Here is a 19,073-nt window from a genome sequence, read left to right as displayed (position 1 = left end):
CTATTCCTTCACTAGCTTTCTTCAGTAGAAGGCAGCGCCAAGCCCCTGTCAAACGAAATGGGGGAAAGTGTAATATTTCTAAAGAAGCAGCATAGGATGTCCGAATGAGAATTCCCGACGCGCACTTCTTTGACTTTTCCCTGGGCCGCAGGCGCTTCCTTCAAACGCTTGCCTTTTGCACGGTCTGGCGCGCGAATGTCGCCGCGAAAGCCGCGACTTTCGAGGTTTTTCTCCAGGATCTGTGGCCTTCGGCGCAAGCGGCCGGCGTCTCGCGCGAGACGTTTGACGCCGCCGTCGCGGGTCTTGCGCCTGAGCCCGGCGTCATGGCCAAGCCTCGCGCTCAGGCTGAGTTCACCATCTCCATTCCCGCCTATCTCGCCGGAACCGTGACGAATGGCCGCGTCGCGCGCGGCCGCGCGGTCGCGTCGGAGCTCGCTGCGCCGCTGCGCCGGGCCGCCGCGCGCCATGGCGTTCCGGGAGAAATTCTCGTCGCCATCCTCGGCGTCGAAAGCAATTTTGGAACCGCTTCCGGCGGCGCCGACGTGTTGCGCGTTCTCGCGACGCTCGCCTGGAAAGGCCATCGCGCCGAGACCTTCATCGACGAATTCGTCGCCGCGCTGGTGATGCTGGAGAAGGGCTATGCGACGCGCGCGCAATTGCGCGGCTCCTGGGCGGGCGCCATGGGCCAGCCGCAGTTCATGCCTTCGGCCTATCTCAAATACGCCGAGAGCGACGATGGCGCCGGCGCGTCCGACATCTGGCGCTCGCGTGCGGATTCCATCGCCTCCATCGCCAATTTCCTGGCGAAGTCGGGCTGGGTCGCGGGCCTGCCCGCCGTCATCGAAATCCGTCTGCCGCAGAGTTTCGACTATGCGAGCTTCGATCTCGATTTTTCGCGTTGGCGCCAGCTCGGCGCGACGCGCGCCGACGGCGAAGCATTGCCGGCAAGCGGCGCCGCGAGTCTCTATCTGCCGGCGGGCGCGAGCGGCCCCGCCTTTCTCATCACCGACAATTTCGAGGTCATCCGCCAATACAACACGTCCGACGCCTATGCGCTGTCGGTCGCGCTGCTCGCCGAGCGGATCGCCGGCCGCGAGATTCCGCTCGCGCCCTGGCCGAAGGTCGTCCCGCTTTCGACGGCGGATGTGAAGGCGATGCAGCAGCTTCTCGCGCAGCGCGGCTTCTATCGCGGGACCTTCGACGGAAAGCTCGGCCGCGCGAGCCGCAACGCCTTGCACGCCTTTCAATTGAACGAAGGCATACAACCCGCCGACGGCTTCGCGACGAAAGAAGCGCTCGCGCGCCTGCGCGGCGATTAGCGCTTAAACCTCACTGCCCGAATTGACGCCGCCAGTCGATCAGGCCCGTGGTCGAGGCGTCGAGCCCCGCCGTCGAGGCGTCTCTATTTTCGACGATCGGCGCGAGCCGGTTCGCCAGCTCCTTGCCGAGCTCCACGCCCCATTGGTCGAAGGGATTGATGTCCCAGATCACGGATTGGGTGAAGACCTTGTGCTCGTAGAGCGCGACGAGCCGGCCGAGCGTGCGCGGATCGAGCCGGCGATAGAGGAAGACGCTCGACGGACGATCGCCAGGAAAGACCTTATGCGGCGCGAGTCGCTCGATTTCCTCTTCGCTTAACCCTTGCGCGCGCAATTGCGCCTTCGCTTCGTTTAGCGTTCGCCCGCGCATGAAGGCCTCGGCCTGCGCGAGGCAATTGGCGAAGAGCAAGGCGTGATGATGCGAATCCGCCGCCGTGGGCTCCGCTGCGACAAGGAAATCGATGGGAATAACGTCCGTTCCCTGATGCAGCAGTTGAAAGAAGGCGTGCTGTCCGTTCGTTCCCGGTTCGCCGAAAATCACGGGGCCGGTTTCATATGGCGTCGGCGCGCCGTCGCGCGTGACCGATTTGCCGTTCGACTCCATGTCGAGCTGCTGCAGATAGGCGGGAAAACGCGCGAGCCGCTGATCGTAAGGAATGACCGCCTGGGCGCATCGGCCGAGCACATTGCGATGCCAAACGCCGAGAAGTCCCATCAGCGTGGGAATGTTCCTCTCGAACGGCGCGTCTCGGAAATGTTCGTCGATGTCGTATCCGCCCTGCAGAAATTGGGTGAAATTCTCCGATCCGATGGAGATCGCGAGCGCAAGGCCGATCGACGACCAGAGCGAATAGCGCCCGCCGACCCAGTCCCAGAAGCCGAAGACGCGCGTCGGATCGATCCCGAATTCCGCGACCTTGTCGAGCCGCGTCGACACGGCGGCGAAATGCGATTTGACCGCCGCTTCGCCGAGCGCGGCGACGACGCGCGCGCGGGCGCTCGCCGCATTCGCCATCGTCTCCTGCGTCGTGAAGGTTTTCGAGGACACGATGAACAGCGTGCGGGCGAGATCGAGATTTTGCAGCGTGTCCGCGAGATCGGCGCCGTCGACATTGGAGACGAAATGCATGCGCGGGCCGCCCGCGCCATAGGGCGAGAGCGCGCGCGTCGCCATGGCGGGTCCAAGGTCGGAGCCGCCGATGCCGATATTGACGACATCGGTGAAGGGGAGGCCCGTGGCGCCGCGCGCGTCGCCCGAACGCGCAGCGCGCGCGAAGGCGAAGACCTTCTCTCGCTCGGCCTCGATCAGCGGCCGCACATTTTCGCCGCCGACGATGAGCGGGCGCTGCGAAAGATCGCGCAGCGCCATATGCATGGCCGCGCGTCTCTCGGTGGCGTTGACGGCTTCGCCGGCAAAGAGCGCGTCGCGGCGCGCATCGAATTTGCGCGCCTCCGCGAGCGAGGCGAGGAGCGTGAGCGTCTCGCGCGTGATCTTGTGCTTGGAGAAGTCGAACAGAAAATCGTCGAGCTTGACGCTGAAATTTTTGAAGCGTGCGGGGTTTTCCGCGAAGAGATCGCGCGTGCGCGTTTGCGCCAGGGCGTCCGCATGGAACTTTAAGGCGGAGAAGGCGACGGCGACGGCGTCTGACATGAGGCTCTCGGCGCGTAAGCCGTCCGAATCGGCCGACTTTCCAGCATGACCCATAGACCAACGCCGCGACATTTGCAGCGGGCGTCGAGCCTCTCAAAAATTTAACTGTATTATGACAACGAGATGTGAAAACGGTATAAGTTCTATGACGTTTTTCTGACAGAAGGGCGACGATGAACCCGATCCCTCTCCTCGACGTGCGCGACGGCGGACCCATCGCTCATGCGCAGACGCGGATCGACGCGGCGGCGGCGCTGCGTAAGGCTTGTCTGGGCATGATGGAGCCCATGAGCCGCATCTGCCTCACTCCGATCGACCGCATTGCAGCAAATTGGCTGAAGCGTTCGGGCTCCGCCTATCGCGCTGAGCTGGAGCATATCGTCTCCATTCTTGGCGCCCCCGGCGCGATGACGCTGAACATGTCCTATCTCTTCGCCTGCACCACCCAGGCCTATGAGGACGAATACGGCCTGCCTCGGATCCGCCGCACCCTCGACTGGCCTTTTCAGGGCCTCGGCAGGGCGGTGGAGATCGCGTGGCAGCAGGGAACGGCGGGCGATTATTACAACGCCACCTGGCCGGGCGCCGTCGGCGTTCTCAGCGCGATGGCGCCGGGCCGCTTCTGCGCCGTGATCAATCAGGCGCCGATGAAGCGCCGCACGCAGGGCGCGCTCGGCTTCCCCTATGACGCCGCGCTCAATCTGCACAAGGCTCTCGCGAGCGAAGGCGACTGGCCGCCGGACCATCTGCTGCGCTTCGCCTTCGACACCTGCGAGACATTCGAAGAGGCGGTCGAGCTCATCGCCACGGCGCCGCTCGCGCGCCCCACGCTCTTCACGCTCGCGGGCGTCAGGTGCGGCGAGATGGCGCTGATCGAGCGCACCGAGCGCGAGGCGCGCATCGTTCGTGGGCCAGTCGTCGTCGTCAACGACTGGCAGGAGCCCCGCTCCGGCTGGCAGGCGCGCATGAGCGTCGAGAACAACGTCAACCGCAAAGACGCGATGCGCCTTGTCGCGCCCGACGCGCCGCGCTTCTCCTGGGTCAGCGCGCCGGTGCTCAATCGCCTGACGCGACTTGCGGTGGAAATGTGCTCCGCCGGGACCGGAGATTTCGCCGCGCGCGGCTATGAATGCCCCTATGTCGGCGGCGAACCGCAACCGGCGACGCAGGATTTTCATCTGCGCGTCGCGACCCCGACCGCGCTCGCGGCCTGACGATCCAGACAGCTCTCAGCATGTCATGGCCGGCCTTGCGCCGGCCATCACGGCCAGAATTCGACAAGTCGCTCAATCCAGCCTCGGCGCGCTGGCGCGGCGCAGCCGGTCGTTGATCGCTTCGCCGAGTCCGCGCTCTGGAATATGCGCCACCGCGACATTCTCTATGCCGCGCGCGTCAAATTCGCGCAGATAGGCGAAAAGATTGGCCGCCGCCTCGACGAGATCGCCAGAGGGCGAGAGATCGAGCGCGAAGACGCCGGGCTCCGCGCGCGCGGTTAAGCGTCCGCCGAAATCGAGCGCCGCCTCGCCTTCGACCACTTCATGCGCTTCGAGCCGCAGCCGGGCCGCGGGGGCGTAATGCGCCGCGCTCATACCCGGCGCGAGAATTTCCGCCCGCGCGGGGGCGGTGAGTTTCTCGCCGAGAATCTTCTCGATTGCTTCGCGGGCGAGGGCGCCGGGGCGCAGCAGGACGGGCGAAGCCTCGCAGAAGGAGACGATGGTCGATTCAAGCCCGCCGGGCGCCCGGCCGCCGTCGAGAATGAGATCGACCTTGCCGGAAAGATCGTCTGCGACATGCGCCGCCGTCACCGGGCTGACATGGCCGGAGCGATTGGCCGAGGGCGCAGCGATGGGACGCCCCAGCGCCGCGATCAGCGCGTGCGCAACCGGATGCGCGGGAACGCGCAGCGCGACGCTCGGCAGGCCCGCCCGCGCCAATTCGCAGACTGACCCCTCCGGCGCGGCGGGCGCGACGATCGTGAGCGGGCCAGGCCAGAAGGCGTGCGCGAGATCGAGAGCGGTTTGCGGCAGCAATGCCTCGCGGCGCGCCGCTTCGAGATCGGCGACATGCGCGATCAGCGGATTGAAAGAGGGACGGTCCTTCGCGTCATAAATGCGCGCGACCGCCCAGGCCTGCGTCGCATCGGCGCCGAGGCCATAGACGGTCTCGGTCGGAAAGGCGACGAGCCCGCCGTCGCGCAGCGTCGCGGCGGCTTGCGCGATCGCGGCGGCGCCCGCCGACAGAATGAGAGTCACGCGCCGCGGCCGCGATAGGGCGGCGTGGGGATGGCCATATGCGCGGCGCGCAGCGCCTTCGACCAGCTGTCGCGCAATTCGCGGAAATAGGAGTCGTTCGAATCGATGCGCGCCGACACTTCGAGGCGCAGCGCGTCGCGTCGCAGCAGCGCGATGTCGATCGGCAGGCCGACCGAGAGATTGGAGCGGATCGTCGAATCCATCGAAATGAGCCCGATCTTCAGCGCGTCATAGATATCGGTGTCATATGTCACCGCGCGATCGAGGATCGGCTTGCCGTATTTATGCTCGCCCACTTGCAGATAATTCGTGTCCTGCGTGCATTCGATGCTGTTGCCGGCCGTGTAAATCATGAAGAGGCGCAGCGGGCCGCCGGCGATCTGGCCGCCAAGCAGAAGCGCCACGTCGAAGCTGACGCCCTCGGCCACGGCCTGCTCCTCGACGTCGCCGATTTCCGCGCGCGTGCGCCGCACGGCGCGCCCGACAAGATGCGCCGCATGCAGCATATTGGGCGTGTTCATGATGCTTTCGACCACGCCGCTCTCGGGATGCTCCATTCCCTCGACGATGAAATTCACGACGCCTTGCGTCACCGAAAGATTGCCGGAGGTCGCGAGCATCAGCACGCGCTCGCCCGGCTGCTCGAAAATATGCAGCTTGCGGAACGTCGAAATATTGTCGAGCCCGGCGTTGGTGCGCGTATCCGCGACCATCACGAGCCCTTCGCGCACGAGAATGCCGCAGCAATAGGTCATGAGGCTCCTCAACCAATCGGCGCGAGGCGTGCTCCAGGTCCCCCTCGCAAAACGGGCGTCGCCGGTCTGCGCCTTTAAAACAGCCTTAGTCGGCGACAGCCGACTTTGGCTGCGGAGGTCGGCGGGCGGAGCCCGCTGGGCGGAGGCGACCCGCGCAGTGAAGGCGAATTCTCGCCCCGCCCCGGCGCTTCGCGCCGACCCTTCCCATCAGGGGGAGGGCAGACCCGCCATGCGCCAATACTGCGCAAGGTCTACAAGTTCCGGGCCAAAAGGCGCAAGTGCAACGAAGCCACAGTCTCGCTCTTTCATGAGAGCGAGATCATATTCTTGATGGAAGCGCGCCGCGTTTCGATCACGAAAAATCTCGCTTTAAAGGGCTGCGAAAAGGCGGAACCCGGCCTTTTGCATAAAGCGCGCTCTGAACTTTAGGAAAAAAGCAGCGATCTGGCGATTTATCCGCCTTCCTCGCGCCTGTAGGGCAACTCGGCGGCGTGCTCCTCCACCCATTCGGCGACGGCCTCGCGCTCGCGCGACAGATAGGCGGAGACCGCCTCTGCAAGGCGCGGATCGGCGAAGTGATGCGCCGAATGGGTGATGACCGGCCGATAGCCGCGGGCGATCTTGTGTTCGCCCTGCGCGCCCGCCTCGACGCGCTTATAGCCGCGCTTTATCGCGAATTCGATCGCCTGATAGTAGCAGACCTCGAAATGCAAAAACGGCCGCGCTTCGAGCGCGCCCCAATTGCGTCCGTAAACCGCGTCGTCGCCGAGGAAATTTATCGCGCCGGCGATATGCTCGCCGTCGCGCCGGGCCATCACCAGCAGAATGCGGTCCGCCATGGCGGCGCCGATCTCGTCGAAAAAGGCGCGGGTCAAATAGGGCCGCCCCCATTTGCGCGCGCCAGTGTCGATATAGAAGGCGAAGAAAGAGTCCCAATGCGACGGGCGGATGTCGCTTCCCGTCAAGAGGTCGATCGCGATATCCTCGCCCAGCGCATCGCGCCTTTCGCGCTTGATCGCCTTGCGCTTGCGCGCGGAGAGACTCGTCAGAAAATCGTCGAAATCGCCGTAGCCCTCGTTGAGGAAATGGAATTGCTCGCCGGCGCGGGACGAAAATTCGGCCGCGCAGAGCGCATCGGATTCCTCTTGCGTGCAGAACGTCACGTGAATGGAGGAAGACCCGCTCGCCTCGCGCAGGCCCTTGAGCCCGAGGACGAGCGCCTCGCGCGCGCCCTCCGGCGCGTCGGGCGCGACAAGGAGTCGCCGCCCCGTGACGGGCGTGAAGGGTGCGGCGACCTGAACCTTGGGATAATAGCGGCCGCCCGCCGTCTCATAGGCGTGCGCCCAATTCTGGTCGAAGACATATTCGCCGAGACTATGGGTCTTGATATAGGCGGGCGCGCAGGCCACAAGCCGGCCGTCGGAATCTTCGACGAGCGCATGGGCGGGCGTCCAGCCGGTCCCGGCGCCGACCGATTTCGACCGTTCGAGCGCCGAAAGGAAAGCATGCGAGATAAAGGGATTATATCGCTCGCCGTCGTCCGGCGAAGATTCGGCGCCCGGCGGATTGGCGCAGGCGTCCCAGCGCTCGGCGGCGACCGATCCGAGCGAAGCGGCGAAGCGAACGGTGAATTTTCGGGCTGTCATGCGTCCAGCGAAGTCGCCGCGTTTGACGTGTCTTCTAGCATAGAGCGCGCCAATTTCTAATTTGGCGTCCTCTAACTTGGCGTCGGGGGCGATTTCGCCCAAATAGGATTTTTGGGACTTCAAACATGCGTATCGACGGCCGCGATTATCGAACCATCTGGGTCGACGCCGACGGACGCCGCGTCCATGTGATCGACCAGGCATTGTTGCCGCATCGGTTCGAGACGCTGCTTCTTCTCGATTGCGCGGACGCCGCCCGCGCCATTGGCGAGATGAAGGTGCGCGGCGCGCCGCTCATCGGCGTAACGGGCGCTTATGGGCTGGCGCTCGCCGCCTGGCGCGACGCGAGCGACGCGGCGATCGAAGCCGCCTATGCGCTTTTGCTCGCGACGCGGCCGACCGCCGTCAATCTGCGCTGGGCGCTCGACCGCATGCGCGCGCTGCTTTTGCGGGCGCCGCAATCGGCGCGCGCGGATCTCGCTTATGCGGAGGCGGCGCGGATCGCCGAGGAAGACATCGCCGCCTGCGAAGCGATCGGCGATTTCGGCGCCGAACTTATCCGTAAGGCGGCGCGCGACGACCGCCCGGTGAATATCCTTACCCATTGCAACGCCGGCTGGCTTTGCGCGGTCGACTGGGGCACGGCGCTCGCGCCGATCTACAAGGCGGCGCGCGCGGGCATTCCGATCCATGTCTGGGTGGACGAGACGCGGCCGCGCAATCAGGGCGCGAGCCTGACCGCCTTCGAACTCATTGGCGAAGGCGTGTCGCATACGGTCATCGCCGATAATGCGGGCGGCCATCTGATGCAGCACGGGCTCGTCGATCTCGTCATCGTCGGCAGCGACCGCACGACCCGCGCCGGCGACGTGTGCAACAAGATCGGCACCTATCTCAAAGCGCTCGCCGCGCATGACAATGGCGCGCCCTTTTATGTCGGTCTGCCGAGCGCGACGATCGACTGGCGCATCGCCGACGGCGTGAAGGATATTCCGATCGAGGAGCGCAGCCCGCGCGAAGTGACCCATATCAGCGGGCGCGCGCCGGATGGCGCGCCCGTCGAAGTGCAACTCACGCCGGACGGTTCGCCTGCGCGCAATTTCGGCTTCGACGTGACGCCGGCGCGCCTCGTCACCGGCCTCATCACCGAGCGCGGCGTCTGCGCGGCGACGGAGGAGGGGTTGAAGGCGCTGTTTCCGGATCTCGCGAGTTAGGTTTTTCGGCGCGACGCCTGCGTCAAATATCGAGATCGCGATAGACGGCGACTTCCCTTTCGCGGGCGACGCGCGCCGCATCCCCGGCGCGAAGGCCGCGCCATATGTCGAAGACCATGACCATGGTCGTAAAGAGCCCTGAGATTTTTCCAATGATGAAGCTCAACGGAAAGATCAGCCGCTCCGGCGGGAGAATGAATTGCGCGCCAAGAAAGATCAGCGCGGCGTTCAGGAAATAAGCGGGGCGAAACAGCGATTTTTCCTCCCAAGCGCTTTGCGCGTAAATGCGGGAGCTCTTCTTCACCGCCCGGTTATATTTTGGATTGGCGAACATGCCTCCGAAGCGTCGCTTGGGCGGCAGCGCGTTCGGCCCCGCGAGCAGCGCGCGATAGGCTTGGCGCACCGAGGCATGCGCGATCAGCGCCAGAAGGAGATTGGCGAGCGCGAAGCCGAATTTGAGCTGCGGCAGCGAGAAGGACAGTTGCGCCGCGATATCGACGAAGAAGAGATGGGTAAAGGCGTTGAGTGCAAAGGCGGAGCGATGGAAGCTCGCGCGGTTGATGTCCTGCGCCCTCTCATCGATGAAAGCGGCGCCGGCTTTCGTCGCGGCGAGTTCATTGAGCGTCAGCCGTTCGTAATCGTCGAGTTTGAATCGCCCGCCGATCTCGTCGATCGTTTCGGCCGGCGCGCCGCGCTTGATCTTGAAAGTCGCCTTGTTGAGGATATTGGAGAGGCGCGCGAAGGCCTTGCGCGCCGTCGCATAGCGCGAGGTCACTGACTCGAGGAGATCGGGTTCGCTCGCCATCGCCGCAGTCTATGCCGAATCTTTGATCATTGTAGTGAACGCTCCAATCGCCGCAACGCCCAGATCGCGCGGCATTTGGGCGGAATCGCGTGACCCACTCTAAATTAGAGCCCGCTTGACGCGAAAAGCCCGATTCCGCTTTTTCGCAGCGCGCGCTGGCGGCGCCGACCCTGCATGGACGCTAAAGAGCGATTGCGGTTGGCTCTTCTTGCTCGGGTTGATCGCGCTCGGTCTTTGGCCATATTGAAGGCAGACCCTCCTCCTCGCGCCTTGATCCGTTGAGGCGCGCAAATTTATGGTTTTGCGCCATGTTCAGAGCCCGCCCCACGCCACGTTCGCTTGCCGAAGCCGCCGCCGAGACGGCGGAGCGGCTTCCCGAATGGAATCTCGCCGATCTTTATGTAGGCGCCGACTCGCCGCAGGTCGCGGCCGATCTCGCCAAAGCGGCGCAGGACGTCGCGCAATTCGGCAAGGATTATCGAGGGCGCCTCGCCGCATTCGCGGCTGCGGGGGACGCGAGCGAGAAGCTCGGCGAGGCGGTGGCGCGCTACGAGGCGCTGCAGGATCTGCTCGGGCGGCTCATGTCCTTCGCAGGGTTGCTGTATAGCGGCGACACGACCGACCCGGCGCGCGCCAAATTCTACGGCGACGTGCAGGAGAAGGTGAACAACGCCTCCGCGCAGCTTCTCTTTTTCCAGCTCGAACTCAATCGGCTCGACGACGTTGTGCTGATGGCGGCGGCGGCCAAGGAGCCGCTGTCGCGCTGGAAGCCCTGGCTCGAAGACATTCGCAAGGAAAAGCCCTATGAGCTCGACGACAAGCTCGAAGAGCTTTTCCACGAGAAATATATCTCCGGCGCCGCCGCCTGGAACCGCCTGTTCGACGAGACGATCGCGTCGTTGCGTTTTAAGGTTGGCGGCGAGGAGCTGGCGATCGAGCCCGCGCTGAATCTCATGCAGGATACGCGCGAGGAGACGCGGCGCGAGGCGGCGCAGGCGATCGGCGCGACGTTGCGCAACAATCTGCGGACCTTTTCGCTCATCACCAACACGCTCGCCAAGGATAAGGAAATCTCCAACCGCTGGCGCGGTTTTGCGGATGTCGCCGATTCCCGCCATCTCTCCAATCGCGTCGAGCGCGAGGTGGTGGAGGCGCTGGCGCAAGCCGTGGAGGCGGCGCATCCGCGCCTGTCGCATCGCTATTACAAGCTCAAGGCCAAATGGTTCGGCAAGGAGGCGCTCGACTATTGGGATCGCGCCGCGCCGCTGCCGACCGCGCCCGCGAAACGCTATTCCTGGCCCGAGGCGCGCGACATCGTGCTTCACGCCTATAGCGGCTTCGCGCCGCGCATGGCCGAAATCGCCGGCGATTTCTTCGACAAGAACTGGATCGATGCGCCGGTGCGGCCGGGCAAGGCGCCGGGCGCCTTCTCGCATCCGACGGTGCCCTCGGCGCATCCTTACGTTCTGCTCAACTTCCAGGGCAAGACGCGCGACGTGATGACGCTCGCGCATGAGCTCGGCCATGGCGTGCATCAGGTGCTCGCGGCGCGTCAGGGCGCGCTGATGGCGCCGACGCCGCTTACGCTCGCGGAGACGGCCTCTGTCTTCGGCGAAATGCTCACCTTCCGCGCGCTCATCGCGCAGGCGACTGACAAGACGCAGAAACGCGCGCTGCTCGCCTCGAAGGTCGAGGATATGATCAATACGGTCGTGCGGCAGATGGCCTTTTATGCGTTCGAGCGCAAAGTGCATCTCGCGCGGCGCGAGGGCGAACTGACCGCCGATCAGATTTGCGACTTATGGATGAGCGTACAGGGCGAGAGCCTCGGTCCCTCCATTCGCCTCGGGCCGGGTTACGAGACCTTCTGGGCCTATATTCCGCATTTCATCCATTCGCCCTTCTATGTCTACGCCTACGCCTTCGGCGATTGCCTGGTGAATTCGCTCTATGGCGTCTATCAGAAGGCGCATGAGGGTTTCGCCGAGCGCTATTTCGCCTTGCTCGAAGCGGGGGGCGCCAAGCCCTATGACGAATTGCTCAAGCCCTTCGGGCTCGACGCGCGCGATCCCGCCTTCTGGAACATCGGCCTCGAAATGATCGAAGGGCTGATCGGCGAATTGGAGGCGATGGAGGCGGCTTAACCTCTTTTTCCGCGCAAAAAAAAACGCCGGCGCGAGGCCGGCGTTTTTCTTTTGGACGATGAATTACTGCTGGCCGGCCTGGATCATGAATTTTCCGCCGTCGCAGGCGACGTCGCCTTTGAGGACCTTGCCGCCGACGGAGGCGCCGGGCTTCGACGTCCAGACGCAGTTCTTCTTGCCGTCGGTGCGGTCAAGGAGCTTCAGCGTCATGCCTTCGCCTTCCGCGGTGCCTTCGAGCTTGTAGCTGAGCGGATTGCCATTATCGAACTGCAGGCTCGCCGTGCCGGAAACCTTGCCGCCATCATTATTGAGCGTCCAGGTGCCCGTAGCTGCCTTGATGCCGACCGAACTGATTTCGGAAACGCTCCATTTCGAGGCGTCGGCATGGGCCGGAAGGCTGATGGAAAGCGCAAGCGCCATGGTCGTCAAAGCCAATTTGATCATTTTTGATGCTCCCACAATTTGTTCTTGAGCAGCATTTTCCGCCGCAGCGTCGACTGCGGCGCATGAGAATGCGGCTAGTTTCGCCTTTCGGCTCCCTGCGCGCTTGAAACGCGAGCGCGAAGAACGCGTGATTTATTGCACGATGTCAATTAAAATTCGGCGTGAAGGCGTCAAGGCGCCATGAAGGAAAAGAGGCGGCGCTATGAGTGAGGCGGACTGGCGCGCGGTGGATGATTATATCGTCGCCGCTCTGATTCCACGGGCGGAAGGGCAGGCGGAAACGCTCGCCGCCAACGCGCAAGCCGGCCTGCCGGCGATCGATGTTTCGGCGCCGCAAGGTAAATTCCTGCATCTTCTCGCACTTGCGGTCGGCGCGACCCGCATTCTCGAAGTCGGAACGCTTGGCGGCTATTCGACGATCTGGTTCGCGCGCGCCGTCGGGGAGGGCGGCAAGGTCGTCACCATGGAGATCGATCCGCGCCACGCCGAGGTCGCCCGCGACAATATAGCGCGCGAGGATCTGAGCGGCCGCGTCGATCTGCGCATCGGCGCGGCGCTCGATCTGTTGAAGGTCCTTGAGGCCGAGCGCCCGGCGCCTTTCGATCTCGCCTTCATCGACGCCGACAAGGCCAATAACGCCGCCTATTTCGCCATTGCGTTGAAGCTCTCACGTCCTGGCGGGCTGATTATCGTCGACAATGTCGTGCGTGCGGGCGCGGTCGCCGATCCCGCCGTTAAGGACGAGAGCGCGCTTGGCGCCCGCGCGCTGTTCGAAGCGGTTTCCGCCGAGCCGCGCGTCAACGCGACGGCGGTGCAGACCGTCGGCGCCAAGGGGTGGGACGGCTTTCTGATCGCCCGCGTCAATTGAGAAAGCGCCGGCCGCGCAAACCGGCGGTCGGCGACCTGCGTCAAACGCTGTCGAAGGCGCGTTTGCCGCGACCGCTCTTGCGCCGCAAAAGCGCGCCGTCGGCGCCGAACATGGCCGCCTCGACACGATTGCCGCGCTCGTCATAGCGCCAGGAGATGCGCGCCGCGCCCAGCCCCTTGCACGCCGTCGGCTTGCCTTCGGCGTTGAAATAGGCCTCTTCGACCTGATTGCCCTTGGCGTCATAGCAGCGGGCGATGCGCGCGGCGCCGAGGCTCTTGCGTTTGATCGGCCGCCCGTCCGCATCGAAATAGGTCTCGACGACTTCGACGCCGCCGCGCGCGGGCGCTGCCGCGATCGGCTTGGGGTTAAGACGAATTTCGGCCTTGCCCGGCGCGGGAAGGGTCCCGTTCGGGGCGCCGCGCCGCTCTTCGGCGCTGGATCGCGTCGCCTTCGCAAGGCGCCGCGCCGATTGATTTTTCTGTTCCATTGTCCCGATGTCGCTTGGCGTTTCGATCGTTCGCCGCGACCGCGACGCTCCTCTTGGGAACGACGCGGCGCCTGATTTTCACGGCGCATATGCTGACAAACGATCGATAGGCGGTGTTCTGACGAGTCCCCGACGGGCCCTTTTAAGGCTGGCCGGGGGGCTGCGCCGCTGGCTCGCGGCGGGGCGTCAGATCGCGACGGGGGGCGCGCGGGAGCCGAGCGGCGGCGTCGCCGCTTCCGCGCGAAGAAGCGTCTCGTCGAAGGCGAGCTTGATGGTCGCATAGGACGCGGACGGAGGCGTTTCGCCCGTAAAGGGCGAGGCGGCGGGGCCGCCGCCCAGCGGGGCGAAATGCGCGATGCAGCAAACGTCGCCCTGGCGCGCGGGGCGCGCCGGCGTCGCCGGATCGCCCGCCAGCCGGCTTGACGTCTTGCTGAAGCAGATGGCGTTGGCGAAGAGGCCCGTAGCGCCGCGTCCGCCACCCGCCACGCCAACAGCGAAGCCTTGCAAAACAAGCAGGTAGGCGACGAGCAGCGTGGCCGCCGTCGATCCTAGCCGCAAATTTCGTGCTTCGCTGCGCGCGCTCATGACCAGTCGAAGCTATTCACTGCGCCTGGCAAGGTCAATGGGCGAGGGCGCCGCGGGCCGGTGAAATTCCTCGCTCCCCGCCTGTTCGGCGCCTTGCGGCGGCGGCTTCAAGGAGTCCAGGGCTGCGCTTCTCGAGGCGCGCGCTCCTCGGCGCGCTGCTTCTCGATGATGTCCGCGATCGCCCGCAAGGCTTCCGCGACGCCGGCGCCGCTCGCCGAGGAGAGCGACAAAAGCGCCTGCTTGCCGGGGCCTCCCGCGGAGGCCATGGCGCGCTTCAGGCGTTCGCGCTGCTTCTTGAGATGCGCCGCGTCGACGGCGTCGATCTTGGAAAGCGCCACGATCTCGGGCTTCTCGTCGAGGCCCGCGCCATAGGCGGCAAGCTCCCCGCGCACGATTTTGTAGTCTCGGCCGGCGTGTTCGCCTGTCGCGTCAATCAGATGCAGCAACGCCCGACAGCGTTCGACATGGCCGAGAAAGCGATCGCCGAGGCCATGGCCCTCATGCGCGCCTTCGATGAGCCCCGGAATGTCCGCGAGCACGAATTCCCTGTCGTCGATCCCGACGACGCCCAGCCCCGGATAGAGGGTGGTGAAGGGATAGTCGGCGATTTTCGGCTTGGCGGCCGTTACGGTCGCCAGAAATGTGGATTTGCCGGCGTTGGGCAGGCCGATAAGACCGGCGTCGGCGATAAGTTTGAGACGCAGCAAAATGATGCGCTCTTCGCCTTCCTGGCCCGGATTGGCGCGGCGCGGCGCGCGATTGGTCGAGGTGGTGAAATGGGCGTTGCCGAAGCCGCCGTTGCCGCCCTTGCAAATGACGACGCGCTGGCCGACTTCGGTGAGATCGGCGATGAGCGTTTCGCCGTCCTCTTCATAGATTTGCGTGCCGACCGGCACTTTCAGCACGGCGTCCGCGCCGCGCCCGCCGGCGCGGTTCTTGCCCATGCCGTGTCCGCCGGTTTTCGCCTTGAAATGCTGCTGGTAGCGATAGTCGATGAGCGTGTTGAGCCCCTCGACGCAAAGGGCGACGACATCGCCGCCGCGTCCGCCGTCGCCGCCGTCAGGTCCGCCGAATTCGATGAATTTCTCGCGCCGGAACGAAACGCATCCCGCGCCGCCGTCGCCGGAGCGCACTTGGACGCGCGCCTGATCCAGAAATTTCATGTTTCGCTCACGTTGACGAGAATCGCGGGCGGCGCGCGCCAAAGACGGTATGCGCCTCGCCACGCTTCAATTCGAATTGCTCGACCTCGATCTCGCCGCCGCGCGCCGGCGCGGGCAGCTTGCCGCGGCCGATGCGGGAAAAGCCCAGCTTCTCATGGACCCGCAAAGAGGAGGCATTGTCGGGACGCGCCGAGGAGTGGATCCGGTCGAGCGAGGTGATGCCGAAGGCGAGATCGATCAGCGCCTTGGCCGCTTCGGTCGTGTATCCCTGTCCCCAATAGGGCTTGCCGAGCCAGAAGCCGAGCGTCGCCGTCCCGCGGCGGTCCGCGCCATGGAGGCTCACGAGGCCGATCGGCTCATTGGGCCGGCTTTTGGGGGTGACGACGAGATGGAGTCCCTCGCCGACTGCGTTTTCCTGCCGCGCCGAGAGGATGAAGGCGTCCGCGTCGTGCGGCTCATAGGGATGCGGAATGCTCGTCGTCATCAGCGCGACGTCCGGATCTCCGACATGGCGGCGAATTTCGTCGGCGTCCGCGGCGCGCGGCCACCGCAGCCATAATCTGTCCGTCTCCAGTCGGAAAACGTCGTCGTGGGTGATTTCCGGAAACATCCGAGCTCCAAGCGATATCCGAAATAACTGCCCCAAAAGCCATTAAGGAGATCGCGCTCCCTATCGGCTCGTTACGGCTTTTTCCGGACATCTCGCCTGGAACTTGTCCCGCCTGTGTCTCTTTCACAAGCGGGCTGAGACAACCGTCTTCCGCCGGGGGATGAACCAGCGGGAGGTCTCGTTCCTTCCGCCTATTCCGCGGCCGTCGCCGCCGGTTTTACCGAGACGCTGGCGCGGCCGCCGCTCGACTTGAATTCGACGACCCCGTCGATAAGCGCGAAGAGCGTATGGTCCTTGCCGATGCCGACATTGCGGCCCGGCCGCCATTTGGTGCCGCGTTGGCGCACGATGATATTGCCGCCGACGACCGCTTCGCCGCCGAATTTCTTGACGCCGAGGCGCCGGCCGTCCGAATCGCGACCGTTGCGCGACGAGCCGCCAGCCTTCTTATGAGCCATTGTCCTGCTCCGACCTGTTTCAATGCGGCCTTGGCCGCTTAAATTCCATGTCCGGCGAGAGGGCTATCAGCCCTCGATCGCGGTGATTTTGACGAGCGTCAAATCCTGGCGATGACCGCGCTTGCGCTTCGAATTCTGGCGCCGGCGCTTCTTGAAGGCCAGCGTCTTCGGGCTGCGCGTCTGTTCGGCGATCTCGCCGGAAACCTTGGCCCCCGCGACGATCGGCGCGCCGACCGTGGCCGCGCCGTCCTTCGAGAGCAGCAGCACTTCGTCGAAAGTGACGGAGTCGCCAGGGGCGCCGTCGAGCGCCATGACGGTGATGACGTCTCCCGCGGCGACGCTATATTGCTTGCCGCCGGTTTTGATGACTGCGAACATCTTTTCCTCGTGTTCGATCCGGCGTTTGGCGTTTCCGCCGGCCGGCTTCTTTGCAGTTGTCCGGTGTGTTCGCTTCCGTCGCGCATGACGCGCAAACGAAAAACGCGGCGAAACCGCCGCGCCGAAGCGAAATTCATCTACCCCGGAGAGGGCGCCGCTGTCAATCGCGAAGGGCCTGAGAGCGGCTGCGCGGCTCCGCCGCCCCCGCGCCCCGGAACGCTCCGCGTCCCGGAGCGTTATCCCTCCGTTCATTACGGAGGATTTCGATATGACGAAAATGCTTTACAGCTTCGCTCTCGCTATGGCCCTGTCGGCGTTGGCGAGCGCCCCCGCCTCGGCCGCCAAGGTCGGCGAAATGTGCGGCGGCATCGCCGGCATTCCCTGCGACAAGGGCTTATGGTGCGACCCCGATCCGGGCCACTGCGGCGGGGCCGATATCGCCGGCAAATGCGTCGAGGTTCCGAAGTTTTGCACCAAGGAATTTCGCCCCGTTTGCGGTTGCGACGACAAGACCTACGGCAATGATTGCACGCGGCGCGCCGCGCAGGTCGCCAAAAAGTCGGACGGCGAATGCCCGAAACCCTATAAGTAAGCTTTGCTTATCCTTCTGTCCTGAAAACCTTTTTTAAGGGAGATTCTTACGATGAGACCGATTTTCCTGTGTGTGGCGGCTTTCGCCCTTTTCGCCTCCCTCGCGACGCCGCCCGCCGCGGCCAAGCCAGTCGCCGGGGTCGGCCAGCGCTGCGGCGGCTTGATCGGCATTCCCTGCGCGAAGGGTTTGTGGTGCCAAAAGCCGACGGGCGCCTGTCGGATCGCCGACGGCTTCGGCCGCTGCGCCGTCAGGCCGCAACTCTGTCCGAAAATCTTTATGCCGGTCTGCGGCTGCAACGGCCGCACTTACGCCAATGATTGCGAGCGCCGGGCCGCGATGGTCAGCAAAAAGCACAATGGCGCCTGCAGGCGCCATTACCGCTAAAGCTGGATCGTTTGAGGCGGAGCGCGAAGGCGCTTCCGTCTCAAACGCAAATTTCGAGCTTAATTGAAACAGCCGCTGGCCTGCATTTGGGCGAGCCAAATGGCGCATTGGGCCTGCGCCTGGCCATTGCGCCGCCCGTAGCCGCCGCCGTAACCGCCATATCCGCCAGGACCGCCAGGACCGCCATAACCGCCGCCATAACCGCCGTTATAGCCGTCATAATGGCCGCCGCCGTCATCGTCATAGTCGTGGTCATAGCGGGGGCCGTCAAAGCCCGGAGGCCCGCCATGCCAGCCGCGCTGATGCTGGCGCAGGCATTTGTTGTAATTCTCCGCGATGGCGAAGCAGAGCGGCGCATTCGCCGCTTCGGCGAGTGACGGCGCGCAAAAGGACGCGGCGAAAGCCGCGAGAACGAACAGACGGATCGCTGGCCGCATGGCTGGGCTGTTTCCTATCGACCGGCGCGGGGGTCGCGCCTTAACCGCGCCGATGGTCGCGCGCGGCGACTGAAAGAGCGATGAACGGCGCGGCGATATCGAGCGGCTTTTACCAGCCGGCGATGCGTCGGCAGGAGGAGTCGCCGCCGCCGAAGGCGTAGCGGTCGCCGCAGGCGAAGGCGACGGGCGGTTCGCCGGTCTGCTCGAAAATATCGTAGCCTTCCTTGAGATTGCGCCAGAAGCCGGCCCATTGGGCGTAGTTTCCGCCGCCGGCCACGAAAGCGAGCCAGCCGCCGCCGGTTTCGCGCGCGATCATCTGCTCGGTCATGCGGAAGGGGAAGATGTGCACCTGCACTTCCTTCTGTCCCGCGCGCAATGCCGCCTCGACGAAGCCGTAGATTTCCGCGATGCCCCGGTCGGTCATGGCGAAACAGCCCACCGACTTGCAGGCGCCATGCACCATGACGAGGCCGCCGGTGCGCCCGTTCTGGCGGTCGAAGGCGTTGGGATAGCCGACGTTGAAGGCGCGATAATAGTTGGAGCGCGGATGCAGCTGGCGCGCCGAGACGCTGTAGAAGCCTTCCGGCGACTGATAATCCGCCTCTTGCAACTTCGGCCCGAGCCGGCCCGACCATTTGCAGATGGGGAAGCTTTTATAGAGGGAGAAGCGGGCGCCGCCCTTGCGCAGCCAGAGTTCGAGTTCGCCTTCCTTCTTGAAGATGCGCACGAAGACCTGATCGCCCATGCCGAAGCGGATCGGCGCCTGCTGATCGAAGGCGTCGTCCGGCGCGGGGCGCAGCGTGGGTTCGACCGCGCGCGCCACTTGCGTCGGCGCGGGGGCGGCTTCGGCCTGCGGGGCCTGCGCCGCCTCTGGCGCGGCT

21 protein-coding genes are annotated in these 19,073 nt (G+C 64.8%); 7 read left to right on the top strand and 14 right to left on the bottom strand.

Annotated features, from left to right (window positions below; genetic code table 11):
• Positions 1-104 precede the first annotated feature (104 nt).
• Positions 105-1,319, top strand: coding sequence for a lytic murein transglycosylase (locus V3H18_RS09560; protein WP_332081799.1), 1,215 nt, complete (start codon positions 105-107; stop codon positions 1,317-1,319).
• A gap of 10 nt (positions 1,320-1,329) precedes the next feature.
• Here V3H18_RS09560 and pgi read toward each other — a convergent pair whose 3' ends face one another.
• On the bottom strand, positions 1,330-2,970 hold the full coding sequence (gene pgi / locus V3H18_RS09555; RefSeq protein ID WP_332081798.1) for a glucose-6-phosphate isomerase: 1,641 nt from the start codon (positions 2,968-2,970) through the stop codon (positions 1,330-1,332).
• A 173-nt stretch (positions 2,971-3,143) separates the two neighbouring features.
• Between pgi and V3H18_RS09550 the strand changes: the two genes are divergently transcribed.
• Positions 3,144-4,184 (top strand): Ntn hydrolase family protein, encoded by a 1,041-nt coding sequence (locus V3H18_RS09550; RefSeq protein ID WP_332081797.1) that lies wholly within the window; start codon positions 3,144-3,146, stop codon positions 4,182-4,184.
• 72 nt (positions 4,185-4,256) lie between these two features.
• On the opposite strand, the gene V3H18_RS09545 is transcribed toward V3H18_RS09550, so the two are convergent.
• The 3 genes from V3H18_RS09545 to V3H18_RS09535 form a co-directional block, all read right to left on the bottom strand.
• Positions 4,257-5,222, bottom strand: a complete 966-nt coding sequence (locus V3H18_RS09545; protein ID WP_332081796.1) for an L-threonylcarbamoyladenylate synthase — start codon at positions 5,220-5,222, stop codon at positions 4,257-4,259.
• Entirely contained in the window at positions 5,219-5,977 is a 759-nt protein-coding gene (locus V3H18_RS09540; protein ID WP_332081795.1) for a peptidase, read from the bottom strand. Before V3H18_RS09540 ends, V3H18_RS09545 begins: the two co-directional genes overlap by 4 nt.
• Before the next feature lie 452 nt (positions 5,978-6,429).
• Entirely contained in the window at positions 6,430-7,623 is a 1,194-nt protein-coding gene (locus V3H18_RS09535; protein WP_332081794.1) for a GNAT family N-acetyltransferase, read from the bottom strand.
• Between the two features lie 125 nt (positions 7,624-7,748).
• Here V3H18_RS09535 and mtnA point away from each other — a divergent pair, with 125 nt between their 5' ends.
• On the top strand, positions 7,749-8,837 hold the full coding sequence (mtnA, locus tag V3H18_RS09530; protein ID WP_332081793.1) for an S-methyl-5-thioribose-1-phosphate isomerase: 1,089 nt from the start codon (positions 7,749-7,751) through the stop codon (positions 8,835-8,837).
• A 22-nt stretch (positions 8,838-8,859) separates the two neighbouring features.
• Here mtnA and V3H18_RS09525 read toward each other — a convergent pair whose 3' ends face one another.
• Positions 8,860-9,642, bottom strand: coding sequence for a hypothetical protein (locus V3H18_RS09525; protein ID WP_332081792.1), 783 nt, complete (start codon positions 9,640-9,642; stop codon positions 8,860-8,862).
• A 308-nt stretch (positions 9,643-9,950) separates the two neighbouring features.
• Here V3H18_RS09525 and V3H18_RS09520 point away from each other — a divergent pair, with 308 nt between their 5' ends.
• Positions 9,951-11,786, top strand: a complete 1,836-nt coding sequence (locus tag V3H18_RS09520; protein WP_332081791.1) for a M3 family oligoendopeptidase — start codon at positions 9,951-9,953, stop codon at positions 11,784-11,786.
• A 63-nt stretch (positions 11,787-11,849) separates the two neighbouring features.
• Here V3H18_RS09520 and V3H18_RS09515 read toward each other — a convergent pair whose 3' ends face one another.
• Positions 11,850-12,230 (bottom strand): hypothetical protein, encoded by a 381-nt coding sequence (locus tag V3H18_RS09515; protein ID WP_332081790.1) that lies wholly within the window; start codon positions 12,228-12,230, stop codon positions 11,850-11,852.
• Positions 12,231-12,432: 202 nt separating this feature from the next.
• Between V3H18_RS09515 and V3H18_RS09510 the strand changes: the two genes are divergently transcribed.
• Positions 12,433-13,098, top strand: a complete 666-nt coding sequence (locus V3H18_RS09510; protein WP_332081789.1) for an O-methyltransferase — start codon at positions 12,433-12,435, stop codon at positions 13,096-13,098.
• A 40-nt stretch (positions 13,099-13,138) separates the two neighbouring features.
• Here the strand turns inward: V3H18_RS09510 and V3H18_RS09505 are convergent, their stop codons facing one another.
• The 6 genes from V3H18_RS09505 to rplU all read right to left on the bottom strand — a co-directional run bounded on the left by V3H18_RS09505 (position 13,139) and on the right by rplU (position 16,779).
• Positions 13,139-13,585: a hypothetical protein gene (locus V3H18_RS09505; RefSeq protein ID WP_332081788.1), complete on the bottom strand. Its 447-nt coding sequence runs from the start codon at positions 13,583-13,585 to the stop codon at positions 13,139-13,141.
• 186 nt (positions 13,586-13,771) lie between these two features.
• Positions 13,772-14,170, bottom strand: a complete 399-nt coding sequence (locus tag V3H18_RS09500; protein ID WP_332081787.1) for a hypothetical protein — start codon at positions 14,168-14,170, stop codon at positions 13,772-13,774.
• A 107-nt stretch (positions 14,171-14,277) separates the two neighbouring features.
• Positions 14,278-15,333 carry a GTPase ObgE gene (gene obgE / locus V3H18_RS09495; RefSeq protein WP_332081786.1) on the bottom strand — a complete coding sequence of 352 codons (1,056 nt, stop codon included), beginning with the start codon at positions 15,331-15,333 and terminating at the stop codon, positions 14,278-14,280.
• Positions 15,334-15,340: 7 nt separating this feature from the next.
• A complete protein-coding gene (locus tag V3H18_RS09490) occupies positions 15,341-15,943 on the bottom strand; it encodes a GNAT family N-acetyltransferase (protein ID WP_332081785.1) in 603 nt (200 codons plus the stop codon).
• Between the two features lie 191 nt (positions 15,944-16,134).
• On the bottom strand, positions 16,135-16,401 hold the full coding sequence (gene rpmA, locus V3H18_RS09485; RefSeq protein WP_332081784.1) for a 50S ribosomal protein L27: 267 nt from the start codon (positions 16,399-16,401) through the stop codon (positions 16,135-16,137).
• Positions 16,402-16,467: 66 nt separating this feature from the next.
• On the bottom strand, positions 16,468-16,779 hold the full coding sequence (rplU, locus tag V3H18_RS09480) for a 50S ribosomal protein L21 (protein WP_332081783.1): 312 nt from the start codon (positions 16,777-16,779) through the stop codon (positions 16,468-16,470).
• Positions 16,780-17,047: 268 nt separating this feature from the next.
• On the opposite strand from rplU, the gene V3H18_RS09475 reads away from it, so the two are divergent.
• Complete coding sequence (locus V3H18_RS09475) at positions 17,048-17,371, top strand: Kazal-type serine protease inhibitor family protein (protein ID WP_332081782.1); 324 nt, start codon at positions 17,048-17,050, stop codon at positions 17,369-17,371.
• Between the two features lie 51 nt (positions 17,372-17,422).
• Positions 17,423-17,755, top strand: a complete 333-nt coding sequence (locus V3H18_RS09470; RefSeq protein WP_332081781.1) for a Kazal-type serine protease inhibitor family protein — start codon at positions 17,423-17,425, stop codon at positions 17,753-17,755.
• Positions 17,756-17,814: 59 nt separating this feature from the next.
• Here the strand turns inward: V3H18_RS09470 and V3H18_RS09465 are convergent, their stop codons facing one another.
• Both V3H18_RS09465 and V3H18_RS09460 read right to left on the bottom strand, forming a co-directional pair.
• A complete protein-coding gene (locus V3H18_RS09465) occupies positions 17,815-18,192 on the bottom strand; it encodes a hypothetical protein (protein ID WP_332081780.1) in 378 nt (125 codons plus the stop codon).
• Between the two features lie 109 nt (positions 18,193-18,301).
• Positions 18,302-19,073: L,D-transpeptidase family protein (locus tag V3H18_RS09460; protein ID WP_332081779.1), on the bottom strand; the 772-nt coding region annotated here is incomplete at its 5' end.

Origin of the sequence: Methylocystis borbori (assembly GCF_036576025.1) — a bacterium.
Classification (GTDB): Bacteria; Pseudomonadota; Alphaproteobacteria; order Rhizobiales; family Beijerinckiaceae; genus Methylocystis; species Methylocystis borbori.
Note: the sequence above shows the minus strand (reverse complement) of the source record. Positions and strands in the feature narration are given on the sequence as shown.

Excerpts from the sequence above, each read along its gene's own strand:
- V3H18_RS09560 (WP_332081799.1), top strand. The coding sequence starts at position 105 with ATGAGAATTCCCGACGCGCACTTCTTTGACTTTTCCCTGGGCCGCAGG.
- pgi (WP_332081798.1), bottom strand. The coding sequence starts at position 2,970 with ATGTCAGACGCCGTCGCCGTCGCCTTCTCCGCCTTAAAGTTCCATGCG.
- V3H18_RS09550 (WP_332081797.1), top strand. The coding sequence starts at position 3,144 with ATGAACCCGATCCCTCTCCTCGACGTGCGCGACGGCGGACCCATCGCT.
- V3H18_RS09540 (WP_332081795.1), bottom strand. The coding sequence starts at position 5,977 with ATGACCTATTGCTGCGGCATTCTCGTGCGCGAAGGGCTCGTGATGGTC.
- V3H18_RS09535 (WP_332081794.1), bottom strand. The coding sequence starts at position 7,623 with ATGACAGCCCGAAAATTCACCGTTCGCTTCGCCGCTTCGCTCGGATCG.
- mtnA (WP_332081793.1), top strand. The coding sequence starts at position 7,749 with ATGCGTATCGACGGCCGCGATTATCGAACCATCTGGGTCGACGCCGAC.
- V3H18_RS09525 (WP_332081792.1), bottom strand. The coding sequence starts at position 9,642 with ATGGCGAGCGAACCCGATCTCCTCGAGTCAGTGACCTCGCGCTATGCG.
- V3H18_RS09520 (WP_332081791.1), top strand. The coding sequence starts at position 9,951 with ATGTTCAGAGCCCGCCCCACGCCACGTTCGCTTGCCGAAGCCGCCGCC.
- V3H18_RS09515 (WP_332081790.1), bottom strand. The coding sequence starts at position 12,230 with ATGATCAAATTGGCTTTGACGACCATGGCGCTTGCGCTTTCCATCAGC.
- V3H18_RS09510 (WP_332081789.1), top strand. The coding sequence starts at position 12,433 with ATGAGTGAGGCGGACTGGCGCGCGGTGGATGATTATATCGTCGCCGCT.
- V3H18_RS09505 (WP_332081788.1), bottom strand. The coding sequence starts at position 13,585 with ATGGAACAGAAAAATCAATCGGCGCGGCGCCTTGCGAAGGCGACGCGA.
- V3H18_RS09500 (WP_332081787.1), bottom strand. The coding sequence starts at position 14,170 with ATGAGCGCGCGCAGCGAAGCACGAAATTTGCGGCTAGGATCGACGGCG.
- obgE (WP_332081786.1), bottom strand. The coding sequence starts at position 15,333 with ATGAAATTTCTGGATCAGGCGCGCGTCCAAGTGCGCTCCGGCGACGGC.
- V3H18_RS09490 (WP_332081785.1), bottom strand. The coding sequence starts at position 15,943 with ATGTTTCCGGAAATCACCCACGACGACGTTTTCCGACTGGAGACGGAC.
- rpmA (WP_332081784.1), bottom strand. The coding sequence starts at position 16,401 with ATGGCTCATAAGAAGGCTGGCGGCTCGTCGCGCAACGGTCGCGATTCG.
- rplU (WP_332081783.1), bottom strand. The coding sequence starts at position 16,779 with ATGTTCGCAGTCATCAAAACCGGCGGCAAGCAATATAGCGTCGCCGCG.
- V3H18_RS09475 (WP_332081782.1), top strand. The coding sequence starts at position 17,048 with ATGACGAAAATGCTTTACAGCTTCGCTCTCGCTATGGCCCTGTCGGCG.
- V3H18_RS09470 (WP_332081781.1), top strand. The coding sequence starts at position 17,423 with ATGAGACCGATTTTCCTGTGTGTGGCGGCTTTCGCCCTTTTCGCCTCC.
- V3H18_RS09465 (WP_332081780.1), bottom strand. The coding sequence starts at position 18,192 with ATGCGGCCAGCGATCCGTCTGTTCGTTCTCGCGGCTTTCGCCGCGTCC.